This window comes from Paenibacillus sp. GYB004, assembly GCF_036577605.1.
GTDB classification, from domain to species: domain Bacteria; phylum Bacillota; class Bacilli; order Paenibacillales; family NBRC-103111; genus Paenibacillus_AB; species Paenibacillus_AB oceani.
Genome location: NZ_JARBDB010000034.1, coordinates 53,497 through 70,849, shown reverse-complemented (window position 1 = coordinate 70,849; position 17,353 = coordinate 53,497). Strand labels below are relative to the sequence as shown.

Below are 17,353 nucleotides of genomic sequence, written 5' to 3'. Positions count from 1 at the left end.
CTTACATCACCCCCATCAAGTATACGATCGTAAAGACGAAAATCCAGATGGCGTCCAAAAAGTGCCAGTACAAGCTGATGACGTTCACTTTGCGCCGCGTTACCGGAGTTATGCCCCGCTTGGCGAGCTGAAGCATAATGGCGATCATCCAGACGAAGCCAATCGAAACGTGCAAGCCGTGAGTACCGACCAGCGTGTAGAAGGCAGACAGAAATGCGCTTGTTCCGATGGTCGCTCCTTCATGAACCAAATGAATGAACTCGTTAATCTCAAGCACAAGAAACGACAGTCCGAGCAGAGCGGTCACGGCCAGCCAGCCGATCAGCCCTTTTTTGTTGCCCCGGTTCATCGACAATACGGCGAGCCCGCTGGTGAAGCTGCTCGTCAGCAAGATGAACGTGGAGGCGATAATGCCCGGCATTTGGAACAGTTCCGCCCCCGTAGGGCCTCCGTTCGTATTGCCCTGCAAGACGACGTAAGTTGCGAACAGCGTGCCGAACAGGATACAGTCCGTGATCAGAAACAGCCAAAACCCGAACGTGCGGACCGATTCCAGATCGTGATGGCCGCCGTGATGATCGTGATGTCCGCTGGCCGAATGCTGCTGCGAATGTCCGATTGCGTTGCCCATCAGACCGTCCCCCTTATCTCGGCTTCCGTTGCTTTCACTTCTTCCGCCGGAATGTAATATTCGTTATCGTACGTAAACGAGTGCCACAACATACAAGCAAATACTCCGATCATACCCGGTATAGCGAGCCACAGCCAATTAAATACGAACCCGAAGCCCGCCAGAAACCAGCAGAACGACTTGATAAACGCAACGCCCGAGTTGCCCGGCATATGAATCGCCTCGATCGGAGGCTTCGGCGGCAACGGCTTGCCTTGCTCCTTGGCGAGCTTCTCTTCCCACCATGCATCCCGCGAATGAACGACAGGAACGGTAGCGAAGTTGTAAGCAGGCGCCGGGGAAGGAATCGACCATTCGAGCGTACGTCCGCCCCAAGGGTCTCCGGTCGTGTCCCGCTTCATGACCTTCATGCCGTGAACGATTTGCCAGACTTGGACGATAAAGGCTGCACCCATCAAGAATGCGCCGATCGTCGAGACCAGGTTCAAATCCCACCAGCCTTTGTCCCAGCTGTACGTATTCAGACGGCGCGTCATCCCCATCAGACCGAGGAAGTACTGCGGCATGAAGCAGAGATAAAAGCCGATATTCCAAAGCCAGAACGCCCATTTACCTAATTTTTCGTCCAGCATGAAGCCGGTCACTTTCGGCCACCAGTAATACAGACCTGCGAAATATCCGAACGTTACGCCTCCGATCAGCACCTGATGAAAGTGTGCGATCAGGAAGTAGCTGTTGTGGAACTGGAAGTCGGCCGGAGCGACGGACAGCAGTACGCCAGTCATCCCGCCGATAACGAAGCAGGGAATGAAGCCCATCGTCCACAACATCGGTGTTTTAAACGAGATGCGCCCCCGGAACATCGTAAATAGCCAGTTGAACACTTTGACCCCGGTCGGTATGGCGATAACCATCGTCGATATGGCGAAAAACGCATTGACGTCCGCTCCAGAGCCCATAGTAAAGAAATGATGCGCCCAAGTGAAAAAGGAAACTACACTGATGCTCATCAGAGCGAACACCATCGATTTGTAGCCAAACAGCCGTTTCTTGGAGAAAGTGGCCACAATTTCCGAGAAAATTCCAAATGCTGGCAGGACAACGATATAAACCTCAGGGTGACCCCACATCCAGATCAGGTTGATGTACATCATCGGGTTGCCCCCGCCGTCCAGCGTGAAGAAGTGAGCGCCAAGATAACGGTCCAGGAACAGCAGCGCCAGCGTCACGGTCAAGATCGGGAACGCAAGGATGATCGTCAAGCTGCTGGATAGGACGGACCAGGAGAACATCGGCATTTGCATCAGCTTCATGCCAGGCGCGCGCATTTTCAAAATCGTCGCGATAAAGTTGATCCCGGTCATCAAGCTGCCGATCCCGGATATTTGAATGCCCCATATATAGAAGTCCTGTCCGACGCCCGGACTATGGGAAATTTGCGATAGCGGCGGATAAGCGAGCCAGCCCGTATCCGGCGAGCCGCCGATAACGAACGATACGTTGAACAGCATCGCGCCCCAGAAAAAGAGCCAGAAGCTGAGCGAGTTCAAAAACGGGAACGCCACGTCGCGCGCGCCGATCTGCAGCGGTACGACCAGGTTGAACAAACCGAACATAAGCGGCATCGCCATGAACAAAATCATAATGACGCCATGTGTCGTAAAGATCGCGTTATAATGCTCCGGACTTAAAAACTCCATTTCCGGCATGACAAGCTGCGTACGCATCAGAAGGGCGTCGACACCGCCCCGGAACATCATCAGCAGCGCAGCGATGACGTACATAATCCCGATCCGCTTGTGGTCGACCGTTGTCAGCCATTCGCGCCACAGCCATGTCCATTTTTTGAAATACGTCAGTACAAATATAACCGCAGCGAGCGTCAGCACGATCGCGACGTCCGCTCCATAAATGAGCGGATCGCCTGTCACGAAAAATTCGGAAGCGAACTGTTTAATTGAATCCCACATTTAGCGGCTGCTCCCTTCTTTGGAGTTCCCGCTGCCGGCCGGCTCGTTGCCGTGGTTATGGGAAGCCCCGTATTTCGTAACAGTTTGTTCGAATATCCCTTTAGGGAACGAGGAGAAGCTGACTACATCCGACACGCCCGGCATTGCTAGCTTTTTGTAGCCTTCTTCGGTCAGTGCCGGATCCTTGCTCTTAATGCCTGCGACCCATTGGTCGAACTCGGCCTGAGAGGTTGCTTCCGCCGTAAATTGCATCTTGGCGAAGTCTTTGCCGCTGAAGTTGGCGCCCGAGCCCATATATTTACCCGGCTCGTCGGCTTGCAGGTGAAGCGTCATCGCCATCCCCGACATCGTATAAATTTGACCGCCGAGCTGCGGAATCCAGAACGAGTTCATCGGCGCATCGGAAGTCAGCAAAAACTTGACAGGCACGTCTTCCGGAAACCGGATATAGTTTACGGTAGCGATCCCTTGCTCCGGATAGTAGAACAACCACTTCCAGTCGAGCGATGTCACTTGAATCGTTATCGCTTCCTTCTCTGAAGCGATCGGCTTGGAAGGCTCCAGCGCATACGTGTATTTCACCGTAACGGCGCCGAGAATCGCGATAATCAGGATCGGAATTCCCCACCAGGTTACTTCCAGCTTGGTGCTGTGTTCCCACTCCGGTCTATACTTCGCATCGCTGTTCTTTCTTTCCCGGTATCTCCATGCGATAACAAAGGTCATAATCAATACCGGCACAATGATCACGAGACAAAGCCAGAGAGAAATGTAAATCAAATCGCGCTGCTGCTCGCCGACCGGCCCTTTCGGATCAAGCACGATCAGCCTTTCGCCGCAGCCGGACGCCATCACGGTCAGCAGCACAAGCGTTAGCGCTCCGATCAAGCGTTTGAACACCCGGTTATGCCTCATCTTTCCCACTCCTTACGACTCGCCTTAATACTTCCTGTGACTAACATAACAGAAACATCAGTCGCCGTAAGCCCTGTTAACAAAGGCGTCAAACAAACGTTGAAATTCCGTAATAGATCGTTCAACGTTTCGACATTTTCACAAAATGCTGTGAGAGAAGTCACATAAAAAGAGGAAATTCCGAAACAAAACTTCTAATCAAAATTCCACATTTCACCTTTATCCCTTATATTTACATCTGGAAAATCGGTGATAAAATACCACCTCGGATCGAATCTTTACCCTCCATTACCCTTATGGGCAGGCAGCGAAGCAGATGTAGAATAGCGAAGCTTGACTTTTCGGATATGCGGTTCAAATGGGATCGAGACACTGCCGGGTTCTTTCGTGTAACAGGGATTTTTGGTCAATTTCTAGGAAGGGGCAAAGAGGCGGTGTCGCTTTCTTGGCGGGTTCACACCAAACAGGAAAGAACCGTCAAGGCATCATCGACACCCTGACGGTTATTACGAGTGTTCCAAACGCGTGCGGATCCATGCTTGGAGGGGCTCGCTGGCATTCTGGTTTGGTCGGGTCCCTTTCGACATAATTGGTTGACGTTGTACCGCGTATCGAACGTAGATTTTTTGATAAAAATAAACAAAACCAACCCGATGACGATAGAACCGAGAATTGCCAGCGTATAAAATCCGGCACCGGTTACGATAGGACGAGGCTGACCCACGTTGAATGCTTGCTGAACGTTTTCTGAATCCGGCTTCCTTATCTGAAACGCAAAAAAAGAAGACCCTCGGGGGCCTTCTTCGGAACATTCCTATTCAAGTGAAAACTTATTGGCGGCGCATCTTAGATACTGCCGCGGCTCGACTTGTCTCTGTGGAACAGTCGAATCGCCGCTCCGATCATATAGATCTGGACGCTGCCGATCAGGAAACCGACTCCAATCATCAGTCCGAGGTTACGGTCGCTGAATTCGGTTACATTTACCAGACAAGTGATTACACCGATCGTCAAAGCGATCCAAGCCGCTACGGTCATGACGGACGCCAGCTTATTGCCGTCCTGCACAGTTTGTTGCTCCATTGCCATCGTTTTGGTTGTCATCATGAACACCCCTTGCCGAAATCATTGTTACCTCTATTGTAACATAGTTTTCGCAAAATGTTCATCATTTCTTCATTTTTTGTTCAAATTATAGACAAAAATCCGTCAAATCCGATTAGACCTTGAACTTCCCGATATGCTCTCGCAAGTTCTGCGCCAGTTGCAGCAGCGTATCGGAGGCGGCCGCCACCTCTTCCGTCGAAGCGAGCTGCTCCTCGGAAGCGGCCGAGACATGCTGCGTCCCTTGCGCCGACTGTCCGGCCAGCCCGGCGATGCTGTCGACGGAGCGGACGACCTGCCCGGCCCCTTCCGCCGTACGGGCAATCAGAACCGCTACTTGATGCAACTCGCCGGCTGCAGCGGTCACCGCAAGCTCGATCTGCTCAAACGATTGGCCGGCCTGATCGACGACGCCGATCCCTTGCGCCACTTCTCTCGAGGCGGCTTCCATTTGCTTCACGGCCTGCGCGATTCCGCCGCGGATCTGATCGATGTATCCGGCAATCTCCCCGGTCGCTTGGGCCGACTGCTCGGCAAGCTTGCGCACCTCGCCGGCCACCACGGCGAAGCCGCGCCCCTGCTCGCCTGCTCTTGCCGCTTCGATCGACGCATTCAGCGCAAGCAGGTTCGTCTGGCCGGATATGGCCGAGATCGCTTCCACGATCCGCCCGATCTCTCCGGACAGTTCGCCGAGCTGCCGGATCGACTCGTCCAGTCCGTTGACCGTCTCCCGGATCGAATGCATCTGCCCCCGCGCCTTGCCGATCGCCGCGCTGCCGTCTACCGCACGCTCCGAAGCGCCCCCGGCCGCTCTATCTGCATCGTTTGCCCGCTGCTTCATATGTCCGACCGTCTCCGTCATATCGTCCAGCACAAGCGAAGCCGCTTCCACGATGCGGACCTGCTCTTCGGCGCCGGCAGCCACCTGTTCGATGCTCGACGTAATTTGCCGGCTTGCGCTGCCGGTCTGGTCTACGCTGCTTTTCAGTTCCCCGGAGGAAGCGACCACCTGCTGAGACAGCTTCATCACTTCCTCGATAAGCTGCCGCAAGTTGTTCGCGACATGACGGACGGAGCCGGTTAATTGACCGACTTCATCCCGGGTACCGGCATCGTCTACCGACACGGTCAAGTCTCCCCCTGCGATCGCAGCTGTCGTGGCTGTCAGTCTCTGAATCGGCAATACGACCCTCCGTGTCATTCTCCAGGTAATCCATCCGGTCAGCGCAAAGATGACGGCCGCTGCGGCCGTTGTCACATTCAACACGGTTTTATTCCGTGTCAGATTCGCTTCATAGAGAGATTCGATGTCTCGTCCCAGCAGATGGACGTCGTTGGCCATGCCTAGCGTACGTATCGATTGGCGCTTCAGCTCGGTGTCGTCCGATTTCTCCACCGCTTTTTTTACGTCCGCAATAAAACCCTCATATTTGGTCTCCAGCCGCTGCAATCGTTCCTTCATCTCCGGCGAATCGAGCCTCGTTTGCAACCCTTCGATCTCCGCGGCGATCGCGGCCGCCTTCTCCAGGGCGTCGGCGGCGTTGCCAGCGCCCATATTATAGGAAGCGTTGCTTAGAGCGAGCTGTGACGCCAGCAGCGCTCCTTCCAGCCGTTCCGCTTTCAGCAGCGAATCGACGCTTGCGGAGCTCGACTCTTGAAGCTGCCTGGACTGCACAATAACGACGAGCAGCATGCACACCGCAAGCAGTAGCGGGAGCATGGCGTTTAAGATCAGTTTTCGGCTTAGTGTCATCATCTCTACCTTCCGTCCTTATTCGTCCTTATCCGTCCTTGCGTTTCATCTCGAACCGATCTGAATCTTCTGCTCGATCAAATCTCGCTTGAGCGACTCCAGCTTGGCCGACTCCTGCTCGGAGAGCGTTACGACCCTCACCGGAGCGATGCCGACTCCGTTATCCTTTAGACCGAGCGACAACTGCCGGTCCGGCAGAGACCCTTGATCGGTCAACATTTTCGCTACCTGGTACATGCCTTCGTCAATATGCTTCAGCATTGAGCTGACTACCGCTTTCTCCGCTACGGCGAATTGATCGCTGTCTACGCCAAAGGCCAGCACGCCTTTCGCCTGCGCTTCCTTCAAAGCTCCGACTCCGGTCAGGCCGGCGGCCGGGTAGAGCACGTCCGCGCCTTGGGCGATCATCTGCCTGGCGAGCTCCGCTCCTTTATCGGGGTTTCCGAAATCCTCGGCAAACGCCATCGATATTTTCGCGTCGGGCTTGACCGCATGAACGCCTTGAACGTATCCGTTATAGAAGTTACGGATGACGGGCGCATCGACGCCCCCGATAAATCCGACATGACCGGATTTGCTCTTAAGCGCTGCCAGTACGCCAATCAGAAAACTCCCCTCGTCCTCCTTAAACGTAAGCGAATGGACGTTGCCGAGCTCGGACACGCTGTCGATCAGCAGAAACTTCTGCTCCGGATACCGCTTGGCTACGCTTTCGAGACTTTCCTGCGACATGAAGCCGAGTCCGACGACCAGATCGTTGCCCGCCCGGACAAGCTCCTCGATCCCGATCTCGTACGTCTGCGTTTCCGATATTTCCCGATAATCGAAGCGGACCCCCAGACCGTCCCGGGCTTTGATCAATCCTTGAAAAGCGGAATCGCTGAACGATTGGTCGCCAAGCCCGACGTCAGAAAGCATAATTCCGATCCGGACTTCCCGTTCTTTCGTATCTCCAGGGCTTGAGCATCCCCCTAGTGCCAGCATGACAACCCCCAGCACGATTATTAGTACGCGTTTCACTTTCTCCCGTCCCTCCTGCCTAACCGCAGATGCACATCCATCAGTTGCATAAAACTCGTATTTTCGTACCAAATTATAGCACTCGCCGAGATCTCTTGTCTAAACATTTATAAGTCTAAAGACCCTCTATCCAGTGTCTTTTTACCCACCAACCAACTTTTAGATACTGCCATTATTACGAAAAACAAACGGGCGGTTTTTGAATGAGCAGCCCGGTACAGTGTGCATGTGAGAGGGGACAAACGTGGGGGCAGCGCTCTTTTCGCGTGTATTAGGAGCTGTAAAATCGCACTTATTTCCCCGTCCAAGCCGGTTTCGGACAAATTAAAGCGTGCAAATGAGGCTGTCGATTCATTGTGTAGAAGTGTTAGCAGGCCGTTCCAAGTGAAAAATTACCTTCTTCTGCTCAAACAGGTTGTCCACAATGAATCGACAGTCTCGCAAATCACCTTTATTCGGCTTCTCCCTCCCTGCCAAGTGGGGAAGAACTGGGTCGCTCTTCCACCCAGAAAAGGCTCTTTACATCTTCTGACTAGACAGCGTAACCCTTTTTTTTCAAAAGCAATCACGGCGAAGAGTTTTCAGTAGCGGTGTCCGATTCCTCTCTACGCTACCGCATATACGAGCTGACGATCGAATCGAGCGCGGCCCGGTCCGGCTCCCAATACCACAGCTTCGAACCGACCAGCGGGTCTTCCTCCGTCACGGAGCGCCCGGGTACCGACGAACGCCGGATATTTTTCGGATCGGTATCTTTAAACAACCAGGCCAGGCTCAGCAGATCGCCGTCCGTCATATTCGTCTCGACCGCTTCCTTGCGCAGCTTCCCGATCAGCTCCGGCAGCTTGGCGATCCGCTCGCGCGACAGCATCTTCTTAACCGCCGCCTTCAAGACGTCCACCTGCCCGGCCTGACGGCCGAAATCGCCATCGGCAAGCGAATACCGCTCCCGGGCGAAGCCAAGCGCAGTCTCTCCGTCCATCTGCACGGCTCCCGCCGGCAACACTTTCCGTGACGCGTTAATCTGCACCTCTTTCGACAGCTCCACCTCGATGCCGCCGATCGCATCGATCAGCTCGACGAAACCTTTCAGATCCGTCTTGACATAATAATGAACCGGAATGCGCAGCAGATTGCTGACGGCCTGGATCGCCGCCCCAGTTGCCTTCTCGCTTCCCCCTTTGACCGCGCCTAGAAAATAAGCATGGTTCACCTTCGTTAACCCGACTCCGGGCAAGTATACGCGCGTATCTCTTGGAATCGACAACACATGAACCGACTTCTGATCCGGGTCGACATGGGCGACCATAAGCGCATCCGAGCGGGACGCTTCCTTCTCGCGGCTGTCCAGACCGAGTACAAGCACATTGAAACCGGTAGACTCCTCCGCTTGATTCGGCTTGCCCGGATCCGTGACCTCTTCCTGCCTGTCCTTCGCCGCAGGCTGTTCCGGCTGGTTCGCTGCCACTGCTTCTCCCGGTTCATCAGCGGGTTCCAGCCGCTCGGTAAGCCTATCGCTTAATTCGGCGGCAACACCGGCAGGAGGAAGCACGGCAGGTTCGTCAGAATAGGAAGGAACCGCCAATACAGGCAGATGAAACGGATGAAAATGATTGGATGGACGATACGTTTCGTATACATATAACCCGCATACTACTAATAACGCAATCAGTATTCCGCCTGAATAGATCCGAAAACGCCACCTTTTCATATGCGATCCCGCCTTATTATTAAGGATGCAGCCGCGAAAAGTCCGCACTGGCGGCAGTTATTTCGTTAGATACAAATTGTATCATTCAAACATTCCTCATGCAACTTCTTCTTTCCGCGTTACAATCACAGGCGGGAAGAACGTTTCCGGACTTTCTCTTATTCATACCTATGCTTTTAGGCCGCTTCCTATCCCACGGCCGTACGGGAGAATATGCGACTCTGATGCGACGGCACGTTCGAATTGCGCGCAGCGGAGCGGAGCGGATGATGAAATGCCATATATAAAGAAAAAGGTCCGTTTAATCTCCGCTGCGGGAACGGAAAATTAACAGACCTCGTTATGAACCAGGTTACATAAACAGCTCCATCTGCTTGACATCCCCCAGTCTCTCCAGAGAAAACGGCTCATGGTCGCGGAAGTAAGCCTGGTTGATCTCTTTTTCCTTGGTCATGACCAGCTTGCCTCCGCCGGCGGCTTGCCGAAGCCTGCAGCTGAAGACGACCGGGAAATAGTCTTTCAGAAACTTGCCTTCGGCATGCGCCGTCAGCGCGATGATCTGGAAGCCGAGCTGCTCGGCGATAAAAAACACGGGACTGAGCACATGGTCGCTCGAAGCTTTGCCGAACGGGTTGTCGAGAATGACGGTGCGGTGCCTCTTCATATTCGCCTGGATATGCTGGCGCTTCTCGGCGACATAGTTAAGCAGCCCGAGGAACAAGGTCATATTTTTGCTCCATTTCTCGCCGCCGGACCAATTATTCGACTGCTCCCAGGAGAAGGACGCCTTCGTCACGTTGTTCTCATTCGTCACTTTCCGGCACGTGACTTTCATCGGCTTCTCCTGCAGGACGATTTGCAGCAGTTGCTTCGTATCGAGCCATTTCTCAATCTCCTTGCGAACCGCCGGCTTGACCTCCACCCCGTTGTCGTCCCTGTACGGGCCCTTCTCCAGCTCCGTCAAAATCCATTCCAGATGTTTGCGCAGACGTTCCTTCGCCTCCAGCTCCTCCCACTCGGGGATATGGAACGAGTATATCAGCTTCCACTGATCCTCCACCTTCACCTTCGTCTTGGTCGGAATATCCCGCAGCTCGGAAGCGATTTGCCTGAGATGGCTGTGTACGTGAACGATATATTGCTCCAATTGCTGATTATGGGTGCTCATCGTCTCTTCGGCCACATGATTGACGCGTTCGATCCGGCTGTGCATCTTCTGCTGGAACAAGGCGATCTCCGCGTAGCTGTCCTTCTGTTCGACACCCTGCTCGGCCATTTCCCGGAGTTTCACATCTTGAATATGTTTGCGGCAAAAATCGATGAAGTGGGCCCTCGCCTTTTTCACCGCTTTATTTTCGTTCTCCAGAGCTTCCATAGCAGCGGACAAAACGTTCAGCGCGGCTTTGGCGATTTTCATCCGGTCGTACGGAAATTCCGCTTTCCGCTCCTGCGTCAGCAGAGCCGACGGAATAAGCGGGTTTTCAAACCCGTGAATAATTTTGTACTGATTCAGAAACTGGATCACGTCTTCCAGCTTGCCAAGCTGCCCTTGAATGTGCCCTTGGAGCCGCAGCAAGCCTTCCTGCTGCTCCTTCAATCGCCGTTCTTCCCCCTGAACATGCTCCTCGACCTCATGCAGCGGTTCATGGAACGCTTCAGGCTGCTGACCGGAAAAAGCGCCGGAATACTGCTCGACGAGCAGCTTAACCTTGGTCGCCTGCTCCTTATAGGAATCTTCGCTCCGCTTGCATTCGCTCTTCACCCGCGCAAGACGGGCTTCCTGCTCCCTCAGCTCCTTCAATAGCGCCGACATCTGCTCCTCGCCCGTCGCCATAAATGCGATCTCTTCGTTCAGCTCCAGGTCCGCCTGTTCCAGCCGGAGCTTGCTCATCTCCTTCTCCAGAGACAGTTTGCTGCTTCTCGCATGGTTCTGGTCGGCCTCGAGTTGCTGGCGTCCTTGAGAGATGCGGTGCAGCTTCAGGTGCAGATCTTTTCGTTCGTTTTTCAGCCACTCCAGGCTTTGCTCTGCGGGAACCGGCTGCGAGTCCAGAACCTCTTTATACAGCTCCTGACTGTGGAGGCTTGCTTGTTCCATCTTCAAATAGCCCAATCGGTCGTTTGCGGAATCCATCTTCTGTCTGACATGCCGAATCGAGCTTTGTCGGCCGGTCACTTTGCTTTGCAGCCCTTCGGCCTGTTCCGTATATTGGTCGATAGCCAGATTCAGCGCGCCGATCTCTTTGCCCAGCTCGGCATATTTATGCCCCTTCTCGATCCACTGCTGCAGCTGAACCATCTCGGCCTGCTGGTCGATCATCATCTTCTGGTGCTGGTCGATCGTCTGCTCCGTTTGCCGGATCGATTTCTGAAGCTCCTCTTCCCGGCTCTCCAGTTCCCGGACCCGTTCGCGCGTGAACCCGACCTGCCTCTCCATCTCTTGGACGGCCTCAAGCGGATATGTCTCGATGAAGCGCAGAAACGCCGCTTGCAGCTCCGAAGCACGCTGCAGCTCCTCCTCCTTCGCTTGCCGCACCTTAAGAATCGCTTCGCCCTTCCGGGCGATGCCCGTCTTCCAGTCTGCGAAAGCATCCGCATCCGCGTTCTCCCGCCAGTGCAGCGGTTCGATCCAGGCCTGCTCCGCAGCGGCGATCGGCGCTTCCGTATTCACGAGCCGCGATGCTTCCTGGGAAGAAAGGACTTGGATCGGATACTGCATATCCTCTGCATGCTGTCTTAACTTGCTGGCCAATAAAGGGACTTCCTGCTCCGTCGTAATTAAGGTGATCGACCAGAGAGGATGGACCGAAGCCCGCTGCGTAAAGCCGATCCCCTGCAAATACTGGATGCCGGTCTCCAGCAACGTGAACTGGTTGCTCCATCTCGCCGCCAGCTCCGCCACATACACGTCCGCGAAAAACGTATTCTGGCCGCTATAGTCATCGATATAACGGAAAGCGAGGCGTTCCTTGAGCAGACAGGCTTCCTTCTCCAGCCGCAGCTTTTCCCGGTCCTCGCCAAGCTGCTCCTCGATGGAGCTCAGCTTATCGTAGACGGACGTCAGCCTCTCCCAGGAAGACCGGTACCGGCCCAGTCTGGAAATCAGAGACTGGTGCTCCTTGCGGAACACTTCCAGATTCCGCTCGGCACCGGTGCGATCCCCGAACGCTTGCTTGAGCGCTTCCCCGGTCCGCATCAACTCCTCGCCGTTCTCCTCCTTGACGGACGCCAATTCTTTATTTTTCCGGACGAGCAGCACGTTGCCGTCGTCCAGCTTCTGATAACGCTCGGCCCAACCCTTCATGCTGCCTTCCATACTTTCCACATCCGGGTTGGCCAGCACGCTGCTTCGCAGACTGTCCCGGTCTTTGTTGCGCGCCTCCACAATCGACCGGTGCTCGATGATTCGTCTGTTCAACTCTTCCAGCTGCCCGGACAGCTCCTGCAGCACAGTCTCCTCCAGATTCATCCAGTCGCGGCCTTCCGCCAGCTCCTGCCGGAGCTTCTCTTCCTCCGCCTGCCATTCCCGCTCCAGGCTTATATACAAGCTGCGAATCTGCCCGCCGTTGCTCTCCCAAGCCACCCGGAGCTCTTCTTCCTCCCGCGTGCTTCCGAGCTGCTCCAGCTCCCGCTGCAAATAATTTATCCGCTCTTCCGCTTGCTCCCATTGCTGCTTGTAGTCGGCCAGACGCAAGGAATAATAGTGACGCTTAGCCGCTCTTACCTGCTGCCCGATCCGCTCCATATCGGCTTCCGCCAAGTTCAGCTTCGTTTCCAGGGCGGCCTGCTCCTGCTTGTTTTTGGCGATATGGAGCGACGCCCGTCTTCGTTCCAGAAGCTGCAGCTGCCGCTCGCACTCCGCCATCTGGTCGCGCAGCTGGAACAGCTTCGCCGTTTCCTCCTCCTTCTGCTCGCCCGCGAGCGTCCAGTAAGCTTTCGCTTCCGCTTGAGCGGCCGCGTAGTCCTGCTGCCTGGCGTCCATTTTGGCGAATAGGAGAACGTATCTGTCCAGCTCGGCCAGTATTTTCTGGTTTTCCTCGATCTTTTCTTTCAGTTCCTTGTACCGCTTGAAGCTGTCCCGGTGCGATTCGAACGTATCGGCAAACTCGCCTTGGACATACCCCGCCATCGCGTCTTCCACCGTCGGGATCAGCAGCCGGTCGAACAGCTGGGTCGTTGTCTTGCATTCGTCGAAGAAACTTTCCACGCCGCCCTCCGAGCCGTTGATCTTGGCGATCCGCTCCCATTCCGTGGCGATAATGTGGTAGTCGTTCTCCAGCACCTGCTTGTATTCCTTAATCGTGGACGGCAGCTTGGCATTCATTCGTTTGGACGCCATCCCCTGGTAGTAGTCGTACATCTCGCCTTTATCCGCGGCCCTCATCTTGCCTGCGCTTTCCCTCACGAACGGAATCCGGTCGATCGCATCGGGGTCCAATGTCGGATAATCGTACACATACCGGTACGAGTCGAGCCCGGTCGCCGTCAAAAACAAACTGACGCACGTGACGGCATACCGGCGCGGCCTGTCGCTTAAAATCCACTCGATCGCCACATGGGCGGGGCCGTTCTCTAGACTTAACGTATCCTTCATCTTCCGTCCGGCGAGGTCGGTATGCGGGAGCACCGCCTGGATCGCCGTCTGGATAAACACCGTTTTGCCCCCGCCGTTCTCCAGCAAAATCGCTCCGTTATGGCCGTCGAAATGAAACAGCTCGTCGTTGTAACGTTTGTTGCCGTCCTCATAGACGACATTCGTAAACCGGATTTTAGAGATCGCCGGCATGCGTGCTCCCCTCCCCCTCGTTCGCGCCGAATTGGTACAGAAATTCCAAAATACCGCGGTTGTACTCCAGTTCCATAAAATAACGCTGGACGATAACCTTCGTTTTCTCGGTCAAGGCGATTTCCTGATTGCCGATATCCGCGGCGAGCTCTTGAGCGATCAAAAATTTGCGCACCGTGTCCATGAAGCTGACCCGGCTGATCGTATTGCCGCTTTGCCGGGAGGCCGTTTCTTTAATGTCGTCCATCGCGCTCCATTTCTCGATCAAAGCCGTCCAGTTGTAGGAAAATTCCTTTTCCATCTCCTTCAACTCGGCCTCGGGATGCGTCTTCAGCAGCGTGATGCGTTCATTCACGAGCTCCGTCCATTCGTCAAGCCCCAGAAAGCTGCGGGTCGGCTCCATCGTCTGATAGCTGTCGTAAAAAGCGCCGATCAGCACAATGATGCTGACATACATCAAATACAAATCGGCGTTAACGGCATTCGCCCGCAAATAAGTCCGTTTAAGCGTCTCATTGCTTATATGAAAAGGCGATAACCTTGTCTCCGGAATCATATACAGCTGTTCACCGGCGATCAGCACCGCGCAATCGACCTCGCGGGCGAATTGATCGACCAGGCCGCGCACCGCATCGTCCGACATGTATTGCTGCAGCCATTCTTTCCCCGCCGTGCTGTCGCGGGCCAGCAGCGTATACAGGCGAAATGCTTTCATTACCGTTTCGTTCTCAAGCCCCATCTGGATCCGTATCTCCCCATACTATCTGCATATTCTGAATCGTAAACCTCTCGTTGACGCGAATCGAATCCGGCAGCTCCGTAACGATCAGACAGCGATTTCCGAGGAGCGCGTACATGGCGTCCAGCCATGCGCCTTGCGTTTCGCCCTGCCCTCCCTCGCTGTCGTCCGCCCGGAGCGGACTGCGCTGATGCAAATAAATCCAGAAGTCGTAAAACGACCGTTCGCGGAGCAGCCTCGAATATTCGGAGGTTTCCAACCGGCCGATAAAGGGCTTCAGCTCGGCCCTCCCGCTCTCTTCCATCGTCAGGAGCAGCTGCTCCATCAGCAGCTTGTACAGCTTCTGCTGAACCGTCTGGTACCGCAGCTCGTCGCTGTCGCCGCCGATCTCCAGAAACTTGTCGTCCCGCTCCTCTCCGGTGCCGTCCTCCATTATATTTTGTTCGGCCCATACCGTCAGCAGCGACCACGTTTTCGTCTCCTCCACGGGAAGGAACGGCGCAAGCACCCCTTTCATCGCTTCCGGCGGCAGCGGCGTACTGAAGAGGAGGGAGCCGATGTCCTGATCGAAATTAAACGAATCAAGCCCCGTGTAATACAGCGATTCTTGAGCGGCGCTTAAGGCGTGGGATTTGAGCACCATGCTTTGGTGGAACAGGATCGAATGATCCCCGTGCACTTTCTCCAGCTCGCCCGAGATGCGCAGAATCAGCTCGTAAGGCCGCTGATCCGCCTGCCGGATCGTCTCGGCGTGCACGCGGTCCTTCGTCTCCTTCACGAACTGCCGCAATTCCTCGAACTCCTCGTTTTCCATCTGCAGCCGCATATAAATATCCTCAAGCAGCTCCTTGTACCGTCCGAACGTTTCTTCCGATACGATGTTTCGCTTCAGCTCGTGCTCCAGCTTGACCATCCGCTCCTGCAGCGCTTCTACGTCGATGCGCATTTCGTTGATCTGCCGCAGCGCGCCTTCGAACTCGCCCTTCTCCAGCTGCTTGCGCAGCACCAGCTGATGGATCGACAGCTGAAATTCCGAATAAAATTCCTTGGTCGCAAAAACAAGCTCGAGCCCGTCTTCGTCGAGCGTGTAGTATTGCGTATTGGTCTTCAGATCGAAGGCGTTGGCTTTCAAAATCGATATGTAAATCCGGTCCGGCTGTCCGCTCTCCCAGTTCATAAAGGCAAAGTCCCGCTTCTTCCCGGTCGTCGGCCGGAACGTCTGGATGATCTGCCGCGCCAAGTCCTCGTAGCCCGCTTCGTCCAGGTCGATGAAGATACCGGTAACTTTCCACAAAAACTGGGCCAAATCTTTGACGCCGGCCTTGTGGTTGCGCATCAGCTTTTGCTCGAAGAAAAACAGCAGCGTCAGCAGGCCGAGCTCCATCAAGTCGATCGGCTTGTTTTGCCGGTCCGTCTGCCGTTTCCGCTGCAGCTCGTATAGCGGATCGAACAACGCCAGCTTGGCCATCCGTTCCCTGAATCCGGATACGATCTGACCGATTTCTACGTATTCCATGAAGCGTTCCTCCATATGGCGCCAAGCTCTTCCGTCCGCACGATTTCTTGGGGGTAGTAGCCGCCTTCCGCAAGCAGAGCTTCGATTCTTGCCTGTTCCTCTGACGTGAAATAATCCCCGAACCGCCGGATGGACTCCTCTTTGCTCCGCTGATTGTCTTTGCCGTACACGAAGCTCTTATCCAGACATGCCCGGTAAAAAGGGAGCGCCGGAACCGCCGGGCAGCCGAACTTCGCCAGCACGCGTTCATTCAGCGTATGCCAGATCGTGATCCCTTCCGGATCGATATCGCCGAAATAGTAAAACCGGTGAGCGACGTCGCCAAGCGGCAGTTGCAGCGGAAGCAGTTCGATGCTTTTGGCGATCCGTTTGCCGCCGCCGAAAATCAGCGTCGTAAACGGGACGTCCGGCAAAGCTTGCAGCAGCGCCTGGTACGTCGTTTTATTTTCAACAATAAGGTGTCTGTGAACGGGACTTGCCGAGCATAAACAGCGGGGATTCACCGCCATCATTAGAGGGTCCTCCACGGGAATAATCCGCAGCCGCTCCCATAACCCGATCCGGGCGAGCAGCTCTTTCCCGCGTTTCTCGGTGATCCATTTCTCGTCGCCGACCAGCTCGAAGCTTCGCTCCGGCGCAGGGACGTCGGTGTCCGGCAAAGCGTTCCGCCTCAGATAACCGTCGATCCGTTCGAGATACGGCCAGTCCCGCTGCCAATCGTCAAGCTCCAGCGCATAGTAGGCATCCAGGCCGATTAAGGGGTGCAGCTTCAGTCTCGCTTGATGAATCTCTTGATGCAGCTCTTCCTTCAGCCGGCTTTTATGTACTTTATATTGATAGGCGAGAGACGGCAGCTTGCCGGTTCTCCCCTGGCGTTGAACCATCTGCAGCATCCCTGCGGCTTCGAGCTCCAGCACCGCACCCGAAAATTGCTCGTACGTGCAGGGCTGTCCCACAAACAACTGTTCCAGTTCCGGAAGGGAAGCATGCTGTTTCTTTAAGGTTTGCAAATATCGCATGATCTGCGTCTTGGGGTCCATGAACATAAGCTCCTGTTAGTAGAAGGATGTGTCTATTATAGCAGAAAACTGCTAAACGAAGCCCGCAACATGGTCGAGAGTATGTCGGCGAGGCGGAGCGGGTTCGCGAAAATGAGACGATTCACGGGACAGAGGCGGTTGAGACGTTCCTCGACTCGGTCCCGGCGATTC

11 protein-coding genes and 1 pseudogene are annotated in these 17,353 nt (G+C 54.9%); all 12 read right to left on the bottom strand.

Annotation, left to right across the window (positions count from 1 at the left end; translation table 11 throughout):
• Position 1: 1 nt before the first annotated feature.
• Positions 2-631, bottom strand: coding sequence for a cytochrome o ubiquinol oxidase subunit III (gene cyoC, locus PV433_RS14770; protein WP_332072848.1), 630 nt, complete (start codon positions 629-631; stop codon positions 2-4).
• Positions 631-2,601, bottom strand: a complete 1,971-nt coding sequence (locus tag PV433_RS14765) for a cbb3-type cytochrome c oxidase subunit I (RefSeq protein WP_332072847.1) — start codon at positions 2,599-2,601, stop codon at positions 631-633. Before PV433_RS14765 ends, cyoC begins: the two co-directional genes overlap by 1 nt.
• On the bottom strand, positions 2,602-3,453 hold the full coding sequence (gene cyoA, locus PV433_RS14760) for a ubiquinol oxidase subunit II (RefSeq protein WP_442951528.1): 852 nt from the start codon (positions 3,451-3,453) through the stop codon (positions 2,602-2,604).
• Positions 3,454-4,117: 664 nt separating this feature from the next.
• Positions 4,118-4,222 (bottom strand): annotated as a pseudogene (locus tag PV433_RS14755) (DUF4956 domain-containing protein); the annotation flags it as partial.
• A 140-nt stretch (positions 4,223-4,362) separates the two neighbouring features.
• Positions 4,363-4,623 (bottom strand): hypothetical protein, encoded by a 261-nt coding sequence (locus tag PV433_RS14750; protein ID WP_223837223.1) that lies wholly within the window; start codon positions 4,621-4,623, stop codon positions 4,363-4,365.
• Positions 4,624-4,735: 112 nt separating this feature from the next.
• The gene (locus tag PV433_RS14745) at positions 4,736-6,376 is read right to left on the bottom strand and encodes a methyl-accepting chemotaxis protein (protein WP_332072845.1); all 1,641 of its coding nucleotides are present in this window, start codon (positions 6,374-6,376) and stop codon (positions 4,736-4,738) included.
• A 42-nt stretch (positions 6,377-6,418) separates the two neighbouring features.
• Positions 6,419-7,393, bottom strand: coding sequence for a BMP family lipoprotein (locus PV433_RS14740; RefSeq protein WP_332072844.1), 975 nt, complete (start codon positions 7,391-7,393; stop codon positions 6,419-6,421).
• 610 nt (positions 7,394-8,003) lie between these two features.
• Positions 8,004-9,104, bottom strand: a complete 1,101-nt coding sequence (locus tag PV433_RS14735; RefSeq protein ID WP_332072843.1) for an LCP family protein — start codon at positions 9,102-9,104, stop codon at positions 8,004-8,006.
• Between the two features lie 352 nt (positions 9,105-9,456).
• Complete coding sequence (locus PV433_RS14730) at positions 9,457-13,887, bottom strand: chromosome segregation ATPase (protein WP_332072842.1); 4,431 nt, start codon at positions 13,885-13,887, stop codon at positions 9,457-9,459.
• Entirely contained in the window at positions 13,871-14,626 is a 756-nt protein-coding gene (locus tag PV433_RS14725; RefSeq protein ID WP_332072841.1) for a DUF6063 family protein, read from the bottom strand. Before PV433_RS14725 ends, PV433_RS14730 begins: the two co-directional genes overlap by 17 nt.
• Positions 14,616-16,142, bottom strand: coding sequence for a replicative DNA helicase (locus PV433_RS14720; protein WP_332072840.1), 1,527 nt, complete (start codon positions 16,140-16,142; stop codon positions 14,616-14,618). Before PV433_RS14720 ends, PV433_RS14725 begins: the two co-directional genes overlap by 11 nt.
• Positions 16,130-17,182, bottom strand: a complete 1,053-nt coding sequence (locus PV433_RS14715; protein ID WP_332072839.1) for a Wadjet anti-phage system protein JetD domain-containing protein — start codon at positions 17,180-17,182, stop codon at positions 16,130-16,132. The genes PV433_RS14720 and PV433_RS14715 overlap by 13 nt, the downstream gene beginning before the upstream one ends.
• Between the last annotated feature and the right edge of the window lie 171 nt (positions 17,183-17,353).